The 17,892-nt window shown below is 62.5% G+C and carries 16 protein-coding genes; 6 read left to right on the forward strand and 10 right to left on the reverse strand.

Features of this window, described 5'->3' with window-relative positions:
- Positions 1 to 291 precede the first annotated feature (291 nt).
- The gene (gene oxlT / locus KZJ38_RS11380; RefSeq protein WP_219796011.1) at positions 292 to 1,575 is read right to left on the reverse strand and encodes an oxalate/formate MFS antiporter; all 1,284 of its coding nucleotides are present in this window, start codon (positions 1,573 to 1,575) and stop codon (positions 292 to 294) included.
- 349 nt (positions 1,576 to 1,924) lie between these two features.
- Here oxlT and KZJ38_RS11385 point away from each other — a divergent pair, with 349 nt between their 5' ends.
- Positions 1,925 to 2,935, forward strand: coding sequence for an alpha/beta fold hydrolase (locus KZJ38_RS11385; protein WP_219796012.1), 1,011 nt, complete (start codon positions 1,925 to 1,927; stop codon positions 2,933 to 2,935).
- Positions 2,936 to 3,006: 71 nt separating this feature from the next.
- Here KZJ38_RS11385 and KZJ38_RS37115 read toward each other — a convergent pair whose 3' ends face one another.
- The gene (locus KZJ38_RS37115; RefSeq protein ID WP_425518352.1) at positions 3,007 to 3,093 is read right to left on the reverse strand and encodes a hypothetical protein; all 87 of its coding nucleotides are present in this window, start codon (positions 3,091 to 3,093) and stop codon (positions 3,007 to 3,009) included.
- A 344-nt stretch (positions 3,094 to 3,437) separates the two neighbouring features.
- On the reverse strand, positions 3,438 to 4,004 hold the full coding sequence (locus KZJ38_RS11390) for a phosphate-starvation-inducible PsiE family protein (RefSeq protein WP_219796013.1): 567 nt from the start codon (positions 4,002 to 4,004) through the stop codon (positions 3,438 to 3,440).
- A 332-nt stretch (positions 4,005 to 4,336) separates the two neighbouring features.
- Between KZJ38_RS11390 and KZJ38_RS11395 the strand changes: the two genes are divergently transcribed.
- From KZJ38_RS11395 to KZJ38_RS11410, 4 genes are all read left to right on the forward strand, one after another.
- Positions 4,337 to 5,227, forward strand: a complete 891-nt coding sequence (locus KZJ38_RS11395) for a helix-turn-helix domain-containing protein (RefSeq protein WP_219796014.1) — start codon at positions 4,337 to 4,339, stop codon at positions 5,225 to 5,227.
- A gap of 96 nt (positions 5,228 to 5,323) precedes the next feature.
- The gene (locus tag KZJ38_RS11400) at positions 5,324 to 5,890 is read left to right on the forward strand and encodes an HdeD family acid-resistance protein (RefSeq protein WP_219796015.1); all 567 of its coding nucleotides are present in this window, start codon (positions 5,324 to 5,326) and stop codon (positions 5,888 to 5,890) included.
- 42 nt (positions 5,891 to 5,932) lie between these two features.
- On the forward strand, positions 5,933 to 6,544 hold the full coding sequence (locus KZJ38_RS11405; RefSeq protein ID WP_219796016.1) for an Hsp20/alpha crystallin family protein: 612 nt from the start codon (positions 5,933 to 5,935) through the stop codon (positions 6,542 to 6,544).
- Between the two features lie 138 nt (positions 6,545 to 6,682).
- Positions 6,683 to 9,511 carry an ATP-dependent Clp protease ATP-binding subunit gene (locus KZJ38_RS11410; RefSeq protein WP_219796017.1) on the forward strand — a complete coding sequence of 943 codons (2,829 nt, stop codon included), beginning with the start codon at positions 6,683 to 6,685 and terminating at the stop codon, positions 9,509 to 9,511.
- A 53-nt stretch (positions 9,512 to 9,564) separates the two neighbouring features.
- On the opposite strand, the gene KZJ38_RS11415 is transcribed toward KZJ38_RS11410, so the two are convergent.
- From KZJ38_RS11415 to KZJ38_RS11430, 4 genes are all read right to left on the reverse strand, one after another.
- On the reverse strand, positions 9,565 to 9,837 hold the full coding sequence (locus KZJ38_RS11415; protein WP_219796018.1) for a UBP-type zinc finger domain-containing protein: 273 nt from the start codon (positions 9,835 to 9,837) through the stop codon (positions 9,565 to 9,567).
- A 74-nt stretch (positions 9,838 to 9,911) separates the two neighbouring features.
- Positions 9,912 to 11,162, reverse strand: a complete 1,251-nt coding sequence (locus tag KZJ38_RS11420; RefSeq protein WP_219796019.1) for an NAD(P)/FAD-dependent oxidoreductase — start codon at positions 11,160 to 11,162, stop codon at positions 9,912 to 9,914.
- Positions 11,163 to 11,193: 31 nt separating this feature from the next.
- Positions 11,194 to 11,433, reverse strand: coding sequence for a DUF6566 family protein (locus KZJ38_RS11425; RefSeq protein ID WP_219796020.1), 240 nt, complete (start codon positions 11,431 to 11,433; stop codon positions 11,194 to 11,196).
- A 268-nt stretch (positions 11,434 to 11,701) separates the two neighbouring features.
- Complete coding sequence (locus KZJ38_RS11430; protein ID WP_219796021.1) at positions 11,702 to 12,232, reverse strand: DUF1269 domain-containing protein; 531 nt, start codon at positions 12,230 to 12,232, stop codon at positions 11,702 to 11,704.
- An 887-nt stretch (positions 12,233 to 13,119) separates the two neighbouring features.
- Between KZJ38_RS11430 and KZJ38_RS11435 the strand changes: the two genes are divergently transcribed.
- Positions 13,120 to 14,757, forward strand: a complete 1,638-nt coding sequence (locus tag KZJ38_RS11435; protein ID WP_219796022.1) for a sensor domain-containing protein — start codon at positions 13,120 to 13,122, stop codon at positions 14,755 to 14,757.
- Between the two features lie 420 nt (positions 14,758 to 15,177).
- Here KZJ38_RS11435 and KZJ38_RS11440 read toward each other — a convergent pair whose 3' ends face one another.
- Genes KZJ38_RS11440 through KZJ38_RS11450 form a run of 3 tightly spaced genes read right to left on the reverse strand, consistent with a single transcriptional unit; the run spans position 15,178 to position 17,860 of the window.
- Positions 15,178 to 15,534, reverse strand: a complete 357-nt coding sequence (locus KZJ38_RS11440) for a COG4315 family predicted lipoprotein (RefSeq protein ID WP_219796023.1) — start codon at positions 15,532 to 15,534, stop codon at positions 15,178 to 15,180.
- Between the two features lie 47 nt (positions 15,535 to 15,581).
- The gene (locus KZJ38_RS11445; protein ID WP_219796024.1) at positions 15,582 to 16,622 is read right to left on the reverse strand and encodes a YncE family protein; all 1,041 of its coding nucleotides are present in this window, start codon (positions 16,620 to 16,622) and stop codon (positions 15,582 to 15,584) included.
- Positions 16,619 to 17,860: an MFS transporter gene (locus KZJ38_RS11450; RefSeq protein ID WP_219796025.1), complete on the reverse strand. Its 1,242-nt coding sequence runs from the start codon at positions 17,858 to 17,860 to the stop codon at positions 16,619 to 16,621. The genes KZJ38_RS11445 and KZJ38_RS11450 overlap by 4 nt, the downstream gene beginning before the upstream one ends.
- Between the last annotated feature and the right edge of the window lie 32 nt (positions 17,861 to 17,892).

Below are 17,892 nucleotides of genomic sequence, written 5' to 3' on the forward strand. Positions count from 1 at the left end.
TGTCATCCCGATGGATGGGTTGCACAGTGCCTGGTGTGTGAAAAGTGGGCCGGCAAAACGCGCCAACGCGCTACGTTGGCTCGCTTCCTTCGGCGGCACCGACACTGCGCACCGCATAGTCATCACCGAACCGATATGTGTTGAACCGGAGCAACGTGAAGACATGCCCGCGAAAGCTCGGGGCAACGCGGGATGGTATGAATGCGCTTCGACCACATGAATCGGTAGAGCCCCTTCGACCGCGCAAGCAGCCCTCGAGGCTGCTTGCATCACTGCTGCACGCGCCGACGCTCAGTGTGCCCGTTGCCGCGCAAACCACGCGCGGCGCAGCGGCAGCAGCACCGTGATCGCCAGCAGCGCCGTGCAGGTATCGAGCGCGATCGCCGTGCCGAATACCGCATGCCAACCGCCGGTGCGCTGATGCAGTAGCGCCGCCACCGGACCGCCGAGAATCGAGCCGACGCCTTGCGCATAAGACAGGCACGCGTAGTTGACGATCGCATGCCGGCTGCCGAAGGTATCGGTCAGCGTCGACGGAAACAGCGAAAAGATCTCGCCCCAACCGAGAAATACCACGCCCGACAGCAGCACGAACAACAGCGGGTCGTGCCGCAGCGCCAGCCATAGTGCCATGGCCGCCGCTTCCATGCCGAATGCGATGCACATGGTCGGCTCGCGGCCGATGCGATCGGAAATCCATCCGAACAGCGGCCGCGTCACACCGTTGGCCACACGATCGATGGTCAGCGCAAGCGGCAGCGCCGCGAGTCCGAACACGCTCAGGTCGGCGAGGCCGAAGTCGCGCGTGAACACAGCCATTTGCGACGTGACCATCAGGCCGGAGGTCGACATCATCGACATCATCGCAAACAGCAGCCAGAAGATCGGCGTGCGCAGCATCGCGCCAGTACGCGTGTCGCGCGCCGCATGCGCGGCCACCGGCGGCCGCCAGTCCGCCATGTAGCCGGACGGCGGCAAGCGCATGCCGAGCCCCGCGGCGATGCCGACCACCGCCAGCAACACGCCGAAGCCGGCTAGCGTGTGCTGATAACCGTACTTCGCGAGGCTTGCCGCGATCGGCCAGGTGGTCAGCATCGAACCCATGCCGAAGCCGGCCATCACCACACCGATCGCGAGGCCGCGCTTGTCCGGAAACCAGCGCGCCATCAGGCCGATGGTGCCGACCACGATAATGCCCACGCCGAGGCCGCCGATCACGCCATAAGCCAGATACACCTGCGTCAGCGACGACGCGCTGCTGGTCAATATCCAGCTGAGCCCGGTCAACGCGCCACCCGCCGCCAGCAGCCAGCGCGCGCCGAAGCGTTCGATCAGATAGCCCTCGAGCGGCGACAGGAAGGTCTGGCACACGATCAGGATCGAGAACGTCACCTGTAGCGCGGGCAACGACACGCCCAGCCGCTGCATTAGCGGATGCGTAAGCAGGGTCCAGATGTACTGCGGATTCGACGCGACCATCGCGCAAACCACGCCGCACGCGAGCTGGCACCAGCGGTTGTGAAGGGTAAACGCGAACTGCGTTCGAACGGCGGTATCGACAGGCTGCGTGCTCATGGGCGGGGAGGGGCGGCAATATTGAAGGGCCCACGCCCGCGCAATGTCTATGCCATGATGCGGATGCGCGCGGCAGCGGCCGTGCGGCGCACGGACGGCGCAGCAGAAAGCGCAGTCCGGATCCGCAACGGGCCCACGGCAAGCCCACGCAGATGCGGCCTCGCATGAACCGCAAGCGAGCCGCAAGCCGATGGCAAGCCGGACGTGGAGCCGGAGCGCAGGCAGCACCGCAAGCGCCCCGCGCGCACGCCGCGCGTGCGTGCGCGCGCCGGCGTGGTGCCGCGCCGCCGCCATCGCCTTTATCGTTGCCTTCGATTACCGACCTCACTCACCTGTTACGCCGAAAGCCATGCAAGACTATTCGATATTCAACGCGGGCCACGTGGTGCTGCAGTCCGGCATCACGTTCAGGGACGCGCAACTCGCCTACAAGACGTACGGCCGACTCGACGCCGCGAAGTCGAACGTGATCCTGTACATGACGTCGTTCTCCGCGCATCACTACGACGTCGACTGGCTGATCGGCCCCGGCAAGGCGCTCGATACCGAGCGCTATTTCGTGATCGTGCCGAATCTGTTCGGCAATGGGCTGTCGTCGTCGCCGAGCAATGCGGTCGAGCCGTTCAACGGCACGCGCTGGCCGAACTTCACGATTGCCGACAACGTCGCGGTGCAGCGCCGGCTGCTCGACGAGCTCGGCATCGAAACGCTTCAGCTCGCGTGCGGCTGGTCGATGGGCGGCATCCAGGCGTATCACTGGGCCGCGCTCTATCCGGCGATGGTGAAGCGGCTCGCCGTGCTATGCGGCGCGGCGAAGACGTCGCCGCACAACCTCGTGTTCCTCGAAGGCGTTCGCGCGACGCTGACCGCCGATGCCGCTTTCCAGAACGGCACCTTCGTCGCGCGCCCCGAACGCGGACTGCGCGCGATGGGCCGCAGCTATGCGGCGATGGCGATGTCGCAGACGTTCTATCGTGAGGAACTGTGGCGCCGCGCCGGCTTTTCTTCGCTGGAAGATTATCTGGTGATGAGCTGGGAGGCCAACTTCCTGCGCCGCGATGCGAACAATCTGCTCGCGCACCTGTGGACCTGGCAGCATGCGAACATCGCCGCCAACGACATCTATCGCGGCGACTTCCACGCCGCGTTGCAGGCGATCACCGCCAACGCGCTGATCATGCCGAGCGAGACAGATCTGTATTTTCAGGTGGAAGACAACCGTCTCGAAGTCGAGCAGATGCGCAATGCGCGGCTGCTGCCGATTCCTTCGGTATGGGGCCATCGCGCGGGCCTGCCGACCGCCAACGTCGAGGATGCTGCGTTCATTACCGAGGCGTTCACGCAGTTGCTTGCGCAATAAACGAAGCGCCGCTTAGCGGCTTGCGGGCAGCGCGCTTTGCCGCGTGTGCTCGCTAAACGCGCGCCCCGGCTTCAGGCGCACCGGTACATGCGCGAGCTTCGCACGGTCGACGCTGACGTCGAGACCGCCGCCGCTTCCTCGTAGCTCAGGCCTTCCACTTCCGCCAGCAGCAGCGATGCGCGCTCGGGCGGTGCCAGCCGGCATTCAGTGCATAGCCGTGGATGTCCCTAAAAATTCCGACAGCGGCCGTTCGAATGCAAAGCATAACGCGACCTCTTGCACGAGCGCATCCCAACATCGCTAGCCTTCTGTAAGTGGGCAACGTGCCGACTCCCGTCGGGTGAGATCTAATTGAACGGCCTGATGCCTCGTGAAGATCGGCCGGAAGGTCGGCGATGCGTCGATGTTCATGGTCGAACCGGAAGCGGGATCCGGGTCTCGCGTGGCCGTCGACGACGTTCGCTAAAGCGGCGCTTTCGCTGTCTTCGCGCAGCGGCCCGACTCAATCGCCCCGCCGCGCACCTTCGCCGGATCGTGTTTCCTGCTGCCGCTTTGCATACATGGCCCGGTCGGCTTCGGCGTGCGCCGCCGTGGTCGCGTCGACCGGATCGTCGCGCTGCCGCATCAGCCAGTAGACGCTCCCCAGCGCCACCAGCGCAAGCGCAAGCGCCGCGATCTGCGTGGGTGCGCTGGCCGGATCGAGAATGATGAATTTGCGGGCGATGGCAAGCAGCGCAATGAGAACCACCGTCTTGACCTGAACGATATGATCCTGCCGCGCCATCACGCGCGTAATCGAATGTTTGAATTCCATTGCGATCAGTAACGTCATGACCATGCCGAAGACCGTTTGAAACACTGCGTGATCGAGCGGGTTCAGCGCGTCCGAAACCAGCAATACAGTAACCGCTTGAATCAATTGCCAAAGCGTCACGAGAATGATGACGGAGATCACCAGGCTCAGCACATGTGCGACAAGCTGTTCGAAGCGTTCATAAAAGGTGAGTACGTCCCACTGCAGACGCAGCGCATCGAAATCCCTGCGCACCCAGTTTTTCTTTCTGTCCATGATCTGGCTCCCGGGCGGCTGCCGATACGCGGCGCGCGCGCAGCGGGGTGAGGATTTGCACATGCGTCGTGCGCCTGGTCAGTGACGATGCGGCAGCCCATGCGCCACGGTCTTTCGAATTCATGCTGTTTCTTTGCAGATAGCTGCTCGAAAACGCAACGGGCGAAGTTAGATGTTGCAAGTTTTAAGTCACCGTTGCCTGCGAGCACCCTCGGGATCGGCGAATGCGCCATTTTTTATGTTCGCGGGCAGGAGCGCGGCATGACACACGTACTAAGCTAGGAGCAGGAATAGTCACAACAGACCCGGAGGCCGCATCCCGACAGCGCAATATGGAACGTACCGATTTCCCCGCGCCCCTTCAAGGATTACGCCACTACCCGACCCGCGCTACGTGCGTCGACCGGTCGGGTCGGATACGCCCCGACATCTTCCTGCTCGTACCGGCCGACAGGACAGGAGTAGAAGCAAGCAGCCGTGACGCAACCGGCAAACGTAACCGCATCAGCGTTAGTGCACCGTGTATCGCGTTCGTTCCAGCCACGGCGCAATTAGCCGCGCCTAGGGACGATCCTCAAGGGATCGTCATCACGCTCGATTTGCAAACGCTCAAAAGCAAATTACGACAGGTTTTCGGATCGGCTGCCCGTGAGTTGCCGCTATGGTTTCAGGCTTGGGACCCGTTCCTGCGCGCGGCGGCCGACACGCTGATGTCGCTCTCTCAAACCGCCGCCGTAGATGCTGGCTGCCTCGAATCCTTCGCCGACGCCATCGCCCTGCATGTCTCGTACCATTACAGCCGCAACGCTCGTGCGAGCGACCCCGAAGTACCGATCGACCAGCAAAAACTGGCGCGCATCAACATCTACATCGCCGAACATATTGCCGAGAACATCCAGGTCGAGCATCTGGCCGCGCTGGTGCACATGAGTCAATCGCACTTCGCGCGTGCATTCAAGAAGGTCACGGGTTCCCCACCTCATTTTCATTTGACGACTGAGCGCCTGAGGCTTGCCAAATGGATGCTGTCTTCGAGTCAGGTGCCGCTCGTTGACGTTGCGGCCCGCGTGGGTTTCCAGACCCAGCAGCATTTCACCGAAGTGTTTCATCGCTACACGGGAATGACTCCCCGCGCATTCCGCCTTGCCGCGCGAAGCGAATTGCCGGAATTCGGAAAGCGCACGCCAGGATCGCAGAATCCCGACACGTCTTCGCAGGAATGAGAAAGAAGTCACTTCTGTCGGCGCGTAGTGTTGAATGCGTCGCTTCAATGGCTCCGCCAGAGGCGAATACAGTTCATTGCTACGCGAGGCCTCACGATGCACGATCTGCTCGGACACGCGTGGTGGATGCTGGCGCTGCGCGGCGCCGCCGGTTTCGTATTTGGCGCGCTGGCGCTGGTTCTACCTGGTCTTACGCTCACCTTTCTGGTCGCACTGTACGCGGCCTACGCGATTATCAGCGGCATTAGCGCGATCAGCGGGGCAATCCGTCATCGTCATGACACATCGGGCTGGTGGGCGCCGCTGCTGCTGGGATTGTTCAGCGTCGTCGCCGGTGGGATCGCAATCTTCCTGCCGGCCATCACTGCGCTGGTGCTCGTCATCGTGATGGGCGTCAATGCCATCGCGACAGGCGTGTTCGATCTCATTACCGTCTTCCGGTTGCGTGGCCGCGTGCGGCGCGCCTGGTTGCTGTTTGCAACCGGAGTTATTTCGCTGGTATTCGGCGTGCTCGTGATCGCCTGGCCCGGCGCTGGCGCGCTCGCGCTCGTCTGGATGATCGGTGTGTACGCCATTTTCAGCGGTGCCTTGCTACTGGTGCTCGGCCTGAGCGCGCGCGGCTGGCTTCGCGACGGGCTGACGGGTCACCCATCCACTGGATGACCGCGTCAATTCGTGCATCTTCCTTCATGAAAGGAGTCGGTCATGCTGCTCGATCTCGACAAGTGGAACCCGTTCAGGTTTTTGCGCCATTCCTTCGAGGAGAAACAGACACAGGCGTCGTCCGGCGCGACACAACAGGCTCAGCAGCAAAACCCCCAGCGCACGGCCGCCGCGCAGCCGTCTGGCGCCGCCTTGCCGGCGTTATGGTCCGACCCGCAGCGTTGGCCCCTGGCCGACCCGTTTCATCTGCTCACCGATCTGATCCGCGATCCTTTCGGCGGCCTTGGTCCCTTGGAACAGTGGTTCGGCGATTTCAGTCCCAGCCGGTTTCAGCCGCGTATCGACGTGGTCGACGACGGCGACGCCCTGCGTATCGTCGCCGAACTGCCGGGCCTGAGTCGCGACGACGTGAAGCTCGAAGTGATCGAGAACATGCTGGTACTGAGCGGCAATAAGCAGATCGAGTCTAAGGACGAAGAAAAAGGCTGTTACCGCGTGGAACGCGCGTTCGGGCAATTTCAGCGGGCGATTCCGTTGCCGTCCGGCGTCGACCTGGATCGTGCCGACACGCGCTTCGCCAACGGCGTGCTGACCATACGCGTGCCCAAGGCGGGCGTGACAAAGCAGACCGCAAAGCAGATCGAGATCAGGTGACGCGCGAACCTCGTTTCGCCGCGAAAGATCGTGAAGCAGTGCGTCAGCGAGGCAGAAACATCCAGGATATGGACAGCCCAGTCCCAACCGCTCACATCGCAACGCACAGCGCTTGGGCAGAACCTGAAGAGGAACATCATGGCCAAGTGCAGTGTTTGCGGCAAGCCGGCGACTACACAGATTACGATCACCGAAAACGGCCAGCGCCGCCAGTTAATGCTTTGCGATGAACATCACATGGAATTCATGGCACGTCATCAGCGCAGTCTGTCGCCGCTCGAGTCGCTTTTCCACGGCGGGCTGTTCGAGCGCCTGTTCGATGAGGGATGGTCGCCATTCGAAAATGGCGGCATGGACTCGCAGCGGGCCGGGCGTTCCACGGCCGGCCGCGCGTCGGGTTTAGCGGGGTCGTCCAGTCCGTCTGAAGCAGCGGGCGGCCCCGACAGCAGCGGTGCCCGCCCTCGCCGACGCGGGCGTGCACGCGAGGCCGTCGACCTGCAGAGCTTTCTGAGCGAAAGTGGGCTCGACCGGCTGCAGGCGGCCGCGCAGAAAGCTGTCGAGTTCGGCAAGAACGAGGTCGACACGGAACATCTGCTGCTGGCGCTCGCGGATAACAACGTGGTCAATGAAATCCTGCGCGAGTTCAAGCTCGATGCCGACGATATCAAACGCACCATCGAACAGGACGCGCCGCGCGGTACGGCCAAAACCGATGGCGAGGAACTCCGTATCGGCGTTTCGCCGCGCGCAAAGAGCGCGCTCGAAAATGCGCTCGTGGCGTCGCGCGAGCTCGACCATAGCTATGTCGGCCCGGAACACATCCTGATCGGTCTCGTCGAGGAAGGAGACGGCTTCGCCGGCGAACTGCTGCGCAAACTCGGGTTGACGTCGCAATCGCTGCGTCAGAAAGCAGTGAAGGTCGTGGGCCAGGGCGCGGAAGGCGGCAGCGTCGAAGGCCGCTCCTCTACTCCGACGCTCGATAAATACGCGCGCGATCTGAGCGAGCTGGCAAAGCGCGGCAAGCTCGATCCGGTGATCGGCCGGGACAAGGAAATCGAAACCACTATCGAAGTGCTCGCGCGGCGGCGCAAGAACAACCCGGTGCTGATCGGCGAGCCGGGCGTCGGCAAGACGGCGATCGTCGAAGGTCTGGCGCAACGCATCGCGCAGGACCAGATCCCTGAAGTGCTGCGCGGCAAGCGCGTGGTCGAGCTGAACATCAATAGCGTGGTGGCGGGCGCGAAGTATCGGGGTGAATTCGAAGAACGCGTCAAGCAGGTGCTCGACGAAATCGTCGCGAACCAGGACCGGCTCATCATTTTCATCGACGAGCTTCATACGATCGTCGGCGCGGGCCAGGGCGGCGGCGAGGGCGGGCTCGATATCGGCAACGTGTTCAAGCCGGCGCTTGCACGCGGCGAGCTACATCTGATCGGCGCGACTACGCTCAATGAATACCAGAAGTACATCGAAAAGGATTCGGCGCTCGAACGGCGCTTCCAGCCAGTGGTGGTGCCCGAGCCGAGCGTCGAGGACACGATCGATATCCTGCGCGGCCTGCGCGACCGGCTCGAGGCACATCACAAGGTGAAGATCACCGAAGAGGCGATCACGGCCGCGGCGAAACTGTCGGATCGCTATATCGCCGCCCGCTTCCTGCCCGACAAGGCCATCGACCTGCTCGACCAGGCCGCGGCACGCGTGCGCATTTCGTCCAATTCGCGACCGCAGGCGCTGCACGATATCGAGGCCACAATCCGTCGTCTGCGTCAGGAGCAGGATTCGGCGAGCGCCGCAAAACAGTTCGACAAGGCGAAGGAACTGCAGGAGAAAATCACGTCCGAGCAAGCACGTCTGAACGAGTCGACCGAGGCCTGGAAGAAGGAACGCGGCACCAGTTCGCAGGAAGTCGCGGCGGAAGACATCGCTCAGATCGTATCCTCGCTGACCGGCGTGCCGGTCTCAGAACTCACGGCCGAGGATCGCGAAAAGCTGCTGCGTCTGGAAGACCGTTTGAAGGAACGCGTTGTCGGTCAGGACGAAGCCGTAACGGCCGTATCAAAGGCCGTCCGACTTTCGCGCGCAGGGTTGACGGAAGCTGGCAAGCCGATCGCCAGCTTCCTCTTTCTCGGACCGACAGGCGTTGGCAAGACCGAACTCGCGAAGGCGCTCGCCGCCGCGGTGTTCGGCGACGAGAACGCCCTCGTGCGCATCGACATGAGCGAATACTCGGAACGCCATACGGTGGCCCGTCTCGTCGGCGCGCCTCCCGGCTATGTCGGCTACGAAGAAGGCGGCCAGCTGACCGAGCGCGTGCGGCGCCACCCCTACAGCGTCGTGCTGCTCGACGAGATCGAGAAGGCGCATTCGGAAGTGCACAACATCCTGCTGCAACTATTCGACGAAGGACGTCTGACGGACGGCAAGGGACGGCTCGTGGATTTCACCAACACCGTGATCATTGCCACGAGCAACATCGGCTCGCAGATGATTCAGGACAACATGAAGGCCGATTCGAAACAGCTCGACTATCCCGCGCTGCGCGACCGGCTGATGGAAATCCTGCGGCATCACTTCAAGCCGGAGTTCCTGAACCGTGTCGATGAAGTAGTTGTGTTCCATGCGCTGGGCAAGGAGCAGATCCGCCGGATCGTCGACCTGCAGCTTCAGCGCGTGCAGCGCACGGCGGCCGCGCAGAATATCGAGCTGTCGTTCGACGATGCACTGCGTGATCATCTGGCCACGGTTGGGTACGATCCCGAGTTCGGCGCCCGGATGTTGAAGCGCAAGATCCGTCTCGAAGTGGAATCGGAACTCGCCGACTCGCTGTTACGAGGCGACGTGCGCAGCGGCGATGCCGTCGAAATCCGCTGGGATGCCGGCGAAAAGGCCGTACGTGTGAAGAAGCTGGCGAAACGGGAATCGACTGGTGAAGAAGCCAGGAAAGCCGCCGAGACCCCGGCCTGAGGCTTGGAAACGACGGGTGCGACCGGTGAATCAACGCCGCCGGCTGTACCCGTTTACTGTGCCACTTCTCCCGCGATCATCTCGTCGCGATAGCACCAGATCCACGATTCGCCTGGTTCGATGGAACGCACCAGTGGGTGGCCGGTCGCATGATAATGCGCGCTCGCATGGCGATTAGGCGACGAGTCGCAACACGCTACATGACCGCACGACATGCAGAGCCGCAGATGCACCCAGGGCTGGCCGAGTTTCACGCAGTCCTCGCAATAGTCCTTCGGGGTCTGCAATACGCGGATTCCATCGAGATGTGTGCAGGTGGGAGTCATGGTCAGCTCCTGGTGATGAGATTGCGATCGAGAAAGTGGACGGCGCCTCACTCATGTGAGGGACATGAACCACATCATGCGCCGCTCAGATAGCGGTGCACGAGCGCCACCGCCGTCGCTCCTTCGCCGACGGCAGCCGCAACACGTTTGATCGAGCCGTGGCGGACATCGCCGGCGGCGAACACGCCGGGCATGCTGGTTTCCAGATACAGCGGCTCGCGATCCAGCGGCCACTGCAGCTTCCGGTCCGAGTCGTTCAGGTCAGGCCCCGTCACGAGATAGCCCGCTTCATCGCGAGCCACGCCCACCTCTTTGGCCCAATCGGTCCGCGGCAGGCCGCCGATGCAAACGAACAGCCAGTTCGTCTTCACGCGTCGCGCTTCGCCGCTGCGGCGATCGGTCAGCGTGATTTCGCGAAGCACGTCGTCGCCGTGCAATGCGGTAACGGTCGTGCAGGTCAGCACGTCGATGTTCGACGTGGATGAAATACGGTCGATCAGGTACTGCGACAGTGTGCTTTTCAGCGATGTGTCGCGCACCACCATGGTGACGTGATTGCAGTACTGGGAAAAATGCATCGTGGCCTGTCCCGCGGAATTGCCGCCACCCACGATGTATACGTGTTCGCCGCGAGCCAGCGACGCCTCGCTCGCACCCGCGCCGTAGTACACACCTGCGCCGCTGAAACGCGCTTCGTCTGGCAATTCGAGCAGCCGGTACGCGACACCTGTCGCGCATACGACCGTGCGCGCCGTGATCCGAGAACCGTCTTCCAGATAGACGATACCGTTGCCCGTCGAGAAATCCGCGCGCACGCCGGCACGGGCCAGCAGGATTTCCGCGCCGAACCGGACTGCCTGATTGCGGGCCCGCTCGGCGAGCTCGGTCCCGCTGACACCGTCTGGAAACCCCAGGTAGTTCTCGATCTTCGAAGTGCTGCCGGCCTGCCCACCGACGGCCCAGCGCTCCACCAGGACGGTGCGCAATCCCTCGGATGCACCGTAGACCGCTGCGCTCAGACCGGCCGGGCCGGCGCCATAGATCGCGAGATCGTATTCCGAACGTGACGGGCTGCGGAACCAGCCGAGCTTTTCGGTGATCTGCCGGATGGTCGGACATTCGAGTCGCGTGCCGTCGTGAAACTCGCATACCGGCAGGCGCGCGTCGCCAAGGTGCTGCACGTGTGCCAGCTTCTCTGCCTCTTCATCACTGCTGAGTTCGATCCACTCGAAGGGAATGTCGCAACGATGCAGGAAATCGCGGATCGCATAGCCTTCCGCAGACCGCATGCGTCCATAGATCTTGACCATGTGTGCCTCGCCCATGTCTGTGTTCCGTCATGTGTGTGGTCAACAGTCAAAGAGCATCCGCCGGCGCTTCGATCTTTTGCCGGATGAATCGGCGCCCCCATTCGAAGCCGTCACGCACGGCTTCGGCCTCGGTCAACCATTCCGGCTGAACCGTCTCGGGACGAAACTCGATCGACGTTTCGGAACCCTTGCGCACGCTGACCTTCGCGCGCCATGCGCCGAACTCATTCTGCTCCGGCTGCACCGCGATCTCGTAGCCTCGCCACGCAAGCGTGTGTGTCTGCATACGGTGTCCGACGTCTGCCACGACGCCGCCTCGATTTATTGAAACGCTCTGGCCGGCGCGCGTTGGTCTCAATCCGGCAATACGAACTCCGTACCCGACCGGGATGCGATCCCGAAGGCCGCCGACTAATCGAAGCAAAACGCGTGGACCGCTTTGTCGAGGTCAGAGCACCTTGCTGACGGTAGACGCGCCCTAACACGATGACCGCTGCGAGAGCGACGATCGTGGTGCTTCCTGCACTTTCATATCGTCCTCCACAGGACGGTGTTCAGGTAGCCACGCCACTCGTGTTCAAACCCTCCAGTGCCTTTCTCAGACGCTCCTCCTCATCATTCGTGAGAGACGTCTTAATTACCTTTCCACCTAAGGGTTTCAGTTCCGGCAGGACCTTGTCGAAGTTCACGCGCCGCACCAAAATGAAAAGCGCGGACGAACCCGCCTCGATGTTCTGCCCCGTCGAACGCATGAAATCGTCATCGATTCCATAGTCTGAGAGCGCGCCCGACAACGCACCCGTGCCGGCGCCGACGGCCATGCCTGTCGCCAGTCCGACAAGCGGATTGAGCAATAACAGGCCAACCAGCGAACCAAACAGGCCGCCCCAGGCGGCGCCGCTGAGCGCGCCCATCCCGACGAGATCCACGGCTTGCTTGAGGTGTATCTTGCCCTTCGCGTCCCGGACCACGACGCAGGCATCCTCAAGGTCGATCAGATGCTCTTTCTGCAGCTGCTGGAGCTTGTTCAACACCTGGTCGGCAGTATCTTCACCTTTGAAACTCACAACGACTAGATCGCTCATGGACTCGCTCCTTCTTCTGAAAGATCAAACCGAAACACTGCCGGGACAAGACGATCGATTTCAGTCCCAGCGCCAGGTGCAATCCGCTCAGCCGCTCGGCAAGGCTGCCGCGGTGTCCCGGCACCGCACGTACTTCCGCATCCAGCGGAGGGCCATTGACGGGATGCAATCACCAATCCAGATTAGGCTCGCGCTGACTGCGCTTCTTCCACGTTCCTGCGAAGACATGTCGGATTTCTGCGATGGCGTCGGGAACTTGCAGCAGCCTTGCACAATAGCCCGGCCGACCAAGAGAAGAAATTCACTCCAGCGCGCCCTGTGGTGACGGATGCGCGGCGAGGCGAACGCGAGCGGACCGCATGGCTTGCTCCCGCTGTCGTGAGGGTCGGCAACCGAATCACCATGGAGTACTGACGGGCTGGTGGAAATGGGGTGGCTGGCCTGCGTACCGAGCTTCTGTGGCTGTTCGCGTTTCGATGCCGAACTGAGCGTCTCGCCTGGAGGCGACCGTCCGACTTCGGCCAGGCAGCAGACGGTCGACGATCCGGACTGACTGGCGCCAACGAGTCGCAGCCCGTTACCGCGTGAGCGGATCAGGCAGTCCCACGGCATCAAGCATCATTCGATGTCGCGGGAGTTCGGACATTGACGCGTCCGGTCCCCTGCTGGAACGATCATACCCAGAACGGGACACGCGATCTGGCCGCGCCGAGCAGCTACCGCGGGGCGCCAGTGCAGAAAGCTTTCGGTTCCAAACATGCCAATTTCCACCTACGATACGCACTGTTGGCGATCGCAGACATATCGGGACCGTTGTGCCGGTCGATCAAGGGAGGGGCAAGGACGTGGAAAGTTTTCAAATACTCGATCACATCACGGACGGCGTCATGGCGCTCGACCGGGAGTGGAAGTTTCGGAACATCAACCGGACCGCTGCGCGGCTGCTGAAGCGTCGGTCCGAGGACTTGCTGAGTCGCGAGATCTGGGCCGAATACCCGGATCTCATCGGGTCGAGCTACGAGGCAGCCTATCGGCAGGCGGCCGAAACCTGTATGCCCAGCACCGCGACCGACTTTTACGCGCCGCTAGGTACCTGGTTTGAAGTGCGGGCGTTCCCGTGCGACGACGGTATCGTCGTGCTGGTTCGCGATGTCACCGAAGCGCGCGCGATCTCCGAACGTTTGTCGCGCCAAGCCACGCATGATGAACTGACCGGCCTCATCAATCGCCGGGAACTGCTGCGGCGCCTGAACAGTCTCGTCGACGAAGGCGCGGCAGCGTCCGTCGATCTGCTCTTCATCGACCTTGACCGCTTCAAGGATATCAACGACTCGTTTGGCCACGCGGCGGGCGATGAAGTACTGCGTGTCATCGGCGAGCGTCTTTCCGACATGTTTACCCAAGGCGCACATGTTTCGCGCATCGGCGGTGACGAATTCGTAATTTTCCTCGTCGACGCCCCCGAGGGCGAGGCCGCGCGCGTCGCGCGCGACGTCACAATACGCATGCGCGAGCCAATTCAGACGCCGTGCGTGCGGGCCTCGGTGAGCGCGAGCATCGGCGTGGCGCGCTACCCCGTCTCGGCATCGAACGCGGGCGAGCTGCTGCGTAATGCGGACACCGCGATGTATCAGGCGAAGCGCGCGGGCGGTTCGCATGTGTGGTCGTTTGGCAAGGAGGATGCGCAGCGCCTCTTGCATCGCCGGCGGCTACGCGCGGATCTGGAGAGTGCGAGCGCCGCGCGCCAGTTCGAACTGCACTACCAGCCACAACTGGACCTGCATACTGGCCGCGTCTACGGAGTTGAGGCGCTCCTGCGATGGAACCATCCGCAACTGGGGCTGCTCACGCCGGCCGACTTCCTCGACGTGCTGCTTGAATCGCCGGCCTACGAGGCGACAGGCGATTGGCTAATTCGCCTTGCGTACCGCCAGGCGGCGAAATGGCAGGCGGCGAACCGTATGCCGTTCAAGGTCGCCGTCAATCTCTCGGCCACGACGATCCAGAACTGCGATCTGGCCGCACTGGTTTCGGAGGCGGCCGAAGCGGCTGGCGTATGCGCTTCCGCACTCGACATCGAGGTGACGGAGACTGTCGTCATGAGCGACTTCGCCGCCGCGTCGCGCGCGCTTTCAGCTGTACGAAGGCTCGGCGTGACCGTCTCGCTCGACGATTTCGGCACCGGCTACTCCAGCCTCGCATACCTCACCCGGCTGCCTGTCGATCGTATCAAGATCGACAAGTCGTTCGTGCAGGAGCTCACTGTTAAGGAGAATTGTCACCAGGCACGCGCGATGGTCGAAGCGATGGTGGCGCTCGCGCGCGCGCTGGGCATGAGAACGGTCGCGGAAGGCATCGAGAGTGAAACGCAATTCGTCCTCGTCAAAGAACTCGGTTGCGATGCCGTGCAGGGATATTTCATTGGCAAACCGGTATCGGCAGCGCGCATCGAACCTTACGCCGAGACACGGTTCGGGCCGGCTGAAGCTTCGTCGTTGCACGACGCTGGAAGCGGATCGCGCTAGCGGTCAACACGCAGCCCCTCGGCGGCTTCGCTAGCGATGTCACAATAACCTCCGGTTCGCAAGCAACAATCGAACGGCTGAGGCAACGCGAATCCGCCCGGGATCGCGACACACCGCGCGAACGCAGGCGCGCCCACACGAGGGCCAAGTGAAACTGCGATGACACCACAACTGCTCACAGGATCAACCTCTTGCACGGCGACGTCATCAGTGCCGTCGTGAATGACCGTTTGTGAACTTGAAAGGACCTCCGGGGCAACATAGGACGGTCGACCGCTGTGGGTCGTTTTGCTGCGTTCGTCGTCGGCCCGAGTTCGGCCAAAAGCCGCCATCGACCTTGCGCGTGCGAATGTCCGCTCATGCAGGTTCAAGCGACTCATGCCCTACCGGGAAACAAAGAGCCGCCCCGCGACCGGGGGATCACGGTTGAACGGTATGCCATGCCTGGTTCAATCCATCGCCATGTCGGTCTCCCGGCTTTTTGTCTATCAATCCGCGGTACAACGGCTTGCCCTTATACGCCCACTGTGACGTACCGTTTGCCATCGCCATCAAGGTCAGATCGCCTGACGGCCGGTCTGCCTGTTCAGCGAGTGCAGGCGGGAAGTTTCGCGCGCAGTCGCCTTCGCATGACTTCTGATCCGGTGGACCATTCCCGATGAACGCGTACAGGGTCATTCCATGGTCGTCCACCAGCACACCTTCGCTCAGATGGGGCGTGGCCGCATGGGTAACCGTAGTTGCGAGCAGAATCGCCATTCCGGCAAATGCCTTCATGTGGAAACTCCTGAATTGGCGATCCCGAACGTGCTGACAGTTGTCTTTTATCGTGGCGCCATGATCCGCAGCACCGGATGCCCGTCGACGCTCTTCAGCGGAAACCACGATCGATGTTTTGTCGCGTCGACGTTGACGACGTGCGCATTCGGTCCGACCCGGCCGTCGCCGATCTTCGAGACCTTTGACCCGGCAACGCTGAACATCGACACGACGCCTTTTTCACCTGCTACATAGAGCAGGCGCGGACCCGGATCGAACGCCAGGACGTCCGGATTGCCACCAACGTCGAATGACGCGGCAACCTTCATCGTGCGCATATCGAGTACCAGCAGCTTGTCGTTGTCTTCGCATGCGATGAACGCGAGGCGTTGTTCGGGGGCGAAGAGCAAACCATGGTTGCCCTTCGCGCCCGGCAGATCGGTGCGAGTCACAATCCCATCGGTGGCCGGGTCGATTTCAACCAGTTGCCGTCGTGTCTGCACGTTGACGAAGATGTGCCGCGTGACCGGGTCGTATTGCGTATTGCCTGCTTCGCCGCCCAGCGGAATGGTTGCGACACGCCTGTTCGTCAGTACATCGATCACCGTCTCGGTTTCACCCGTCTCGTCCGAGACGTAAAGCTTGTGGGCATCCGGCGCGTAGGCCATCCCGTCCGGATAGACGCCGCCGGGCGTGCGCGCAAATTCCTTCAGGGTCTGTTCGTCGATCGCGACGATCTCGTTCGTTCCCGTCGCTGATGCAAATACGCGGGACAATTCCGGCACTATGAGCACACCGTGCACGGCCGCGATTTCCGGTATGCGCGCAACGACGCGCGAGGTGAGCGTATCGAACACCACAATTTCGCTGTCGCCGAGATGCGCAATAAACAGCAGATGCCGGCGTGGATCAAAGCTCTCATAGTCGAACCGCGATGCGCGTCCCGGCAGCGGGACATCGGCGATGTGAGTCAGAGGCAACGCGCCCGTTGCCCGGCTGTTCGAATCCTGCGCGAAACAGCCGGTTAAAAGAGCAGAAGCGGAGAACAGGCAAGCCGTCTCAATCAGCCGTGCAGCAAAAGACCGACGCGCCCGCACGTGATTCATGATGACCCTCCGTCTGGCCTGATATGGCGAAAGGAAGCGAGCAGCGCAAGATCGTAGGCAATCTTGAGCGCACCACACGCGATCAGTGGCGCACCGAGCCAGCCCGCACCCAGCAGGCCACCGGCGATCGTCGGCGCGAGCGCAGCCGCAAGGCTACGGGGCACAGCGGTGAAGCTCGCAGCAGCCGGCCGCTCGGCCGGCGTGACGACGGCCATCACGTAAGCACTGCGGGTTGGCACGTCGAGCTGCGAGAGTGCACTGCGCAGAAGCAGCAGCATCAGTGTCGGCGCGAGTGAAGGCGTGAAGGCGGCGGCGATCAGGCACACGCTCGATGGGATGTGCGTGAAGACCATGGTATTGAGCAGCCCGATGCGGCGGGCAATGGGCGCCGCGGCGAGCTGCGAGGCCGCGCTCAGCAGCCCGGCCATGAAGAAGAACTGCCCAGCCGCAGAAAGCGAAAGACCGAACCGCTGGATCAGCCACAGCGTAAGCAGCGAGTTGACGAGCAGGCCACCGGCAAAGGCGTCGACGCTGAACAGCAGCGCCAGGCGCGTCACGATCCCGCGCGATGGACCGAGCGGTGCGCGCCCATCCTTTGCGCGCGATTTGAGCTTCGGCAGCCGCAGATACAGCAGGCAGATCGCGCAGCCCGTCAACGCGTAAAGGACGAACATGGCGCGCATTGCTGCGAGCGTGGAAACAACGGAACGGGCGGCAATCCAGTCGGGCACCCCGGCCAGAAGCGCGCCCAGTGCGGCCGATAACGCGCCCACGAGACTGTAGCGGGCGAACAGCGCGGTCCGGGCGTCGGAATTCGCCGCCTCGGCAAGGCGCGCATGCTCGAGCGGCAGAAACAGGCTGACATCGCCCGAACTCGGGTTAAGCGTACCGACAAAAGCGACCACGAGCAGAGGCCATAGCGACGACAGACTTGCAAATGCGAGACCCGTGGCCGCCATCAGTCCCGCCGCAATGAGCAGCAGTGCGCGTTGCGGATAGCGATTACCCAGCAGGCCAACCACAATCGTTGCGATAGCCGACCCGACGAGCGTAGCGGTGCTGATGACGCCCACGGTCAGCTGCCCGAAGCCAAGCGCCAGCAGATACGCAGGCAGCAGGACCGCGATAAACCCGTCGCAAAATCCGCGCATGCCGCGTGCGGCGAGCAGTAGCCAGGCACTCCGTTCGGCGCCCGCTGGCAGGAACGACATCGATAGCGCTGCGCGGAAGGGGATCATCGCTGTGTACTCAGGCGTGGGTGACAGTTTCT

Origin of the sequence: Paraburkholderia edwinii, from assembly GCF_019428685.1 — a bacterium.
GTDB lineage: Bacteria > Pseudomonadota > Gammaproteobacteria > Burkholderiales > Burkholderiaceae > Paraburkholderia > Paraburkholderia edwinii.

What these genes read in the sequence shown, in the direction of transcription:
- oxlT (WP_219796011.1), bottom strand. Translation starts at nt 1,575, where the DNA reads ATGAGCACGCAGCCTGTCGATACCGCCGTTCGAACGCAGTTCGCGTTT.
- KZJ38_RS11385 (WP_219796012.1), top strand. Translation starts at nt 1,925, where the DNA reads ATGCAAGACTATTCGATATTCAACGCGGGCCACGTGGTGCTGCAGTCC.
- KZJ38_RS11390 (WP_219796013.1), bottom strand. Translation starts at nt 4,004, where the DNA reads ATGGACAGAAAGAAAAACTGGGTGCGCAGGGATTTCGATGCGCTGCGT.
- KZJ38_RS11395 (WP_219796014.1), top strand. Translation starts at nt 4,337, where the DNA reads ATGGAACGTACCGATTTCCCCGCGCCCCTTCAAGGATTACGCCACTAC.
- KZJ38_RS11400 (WP_219796015.1), top strand. Translation starts at nt 5,324, where the DNA reads ATGCACGATCTGCTCGGACACGCGTGGTGGATGCTGGCGCTGCGCGGC.
- KZJ38_RS11405 (WP_219796016.1), top strand. Translation starts at nt 5,933, where the DNA reads ATGCTGCTCGATCTCGACAAGTGGAACCCGTTCAGGTTTTTGCGCCAT.
- KZJ38_RS11410 (WP_219796017.1), top strand. Translation starts at nt 6,683, where the DNA reads ATGGCCAAGTGCAGTGTTTGCGGCAAGCCGGCGACTACACAGATTACG.
- KZJ38_RS11415 (WP_219796018.1), bottom strand. Translation starts at nt 9,837, where the DNA reads ATGACTCCCACCTGCACACATCTCGATGGAATCCGCGTATTGCAGACC.
- KZJ38_RS11420 (WP_219796019.1), bottom strand. Translation starts at nt 11,162, where the DNA reads ATGGGCGAGGCACACATGGTCAAGATCTATGGACGCATGCGGTCTGCG.
- KZJ38_RS11425 (WP_219796020.1), bottom strand. Translation starts at nt 11,433, where the DNA reads ATGCAGACACACACGCTTGCGTGGCGAGGCTACGAGATCGCGGTGCAG.
- KZJ38_RS11430 (WP_219796021.1), bottom strand. Translation starts at nt 12,232, where the DNA reads ATGAGCGATCTAGTCGTTGTGAGTTTCAAAGGTGAAGATACTGCCGAC.
- KZJ38_RS11435 (WP_219796022.1), top strand. Translation starts at nt 13,120, where the DNA reads ATGGCGCTCGACCGGGAGTGGAAGTTTCGGAACATCAACCGGACCGCT.
- KZJ38_RS11440 (WP_219796023.1), bottom strand. Translation starts at nt 15,534, where the DNA reads ATGAAGGCATTTGCCGGAATGGCGATTCTGCTCGCAACTACGGTTACC.
- KZJ38_RS11445 (WP_219796024.1), bottom strand. Translation starts at nt 16,622, where the DNA reads ATGAATCACGTGCGGGCGCGTCGGTCTTTTGCTGCACGGCTGATTGAG.
- KZJ38_RS11450 (WP_219796025.1), bottom strand. Translation starts at nt 17,860, where the DNA reads ATGATCCCCTTCCGCGCAGCGCTATCGATGTCGTTCCTGCCAGCGGGC.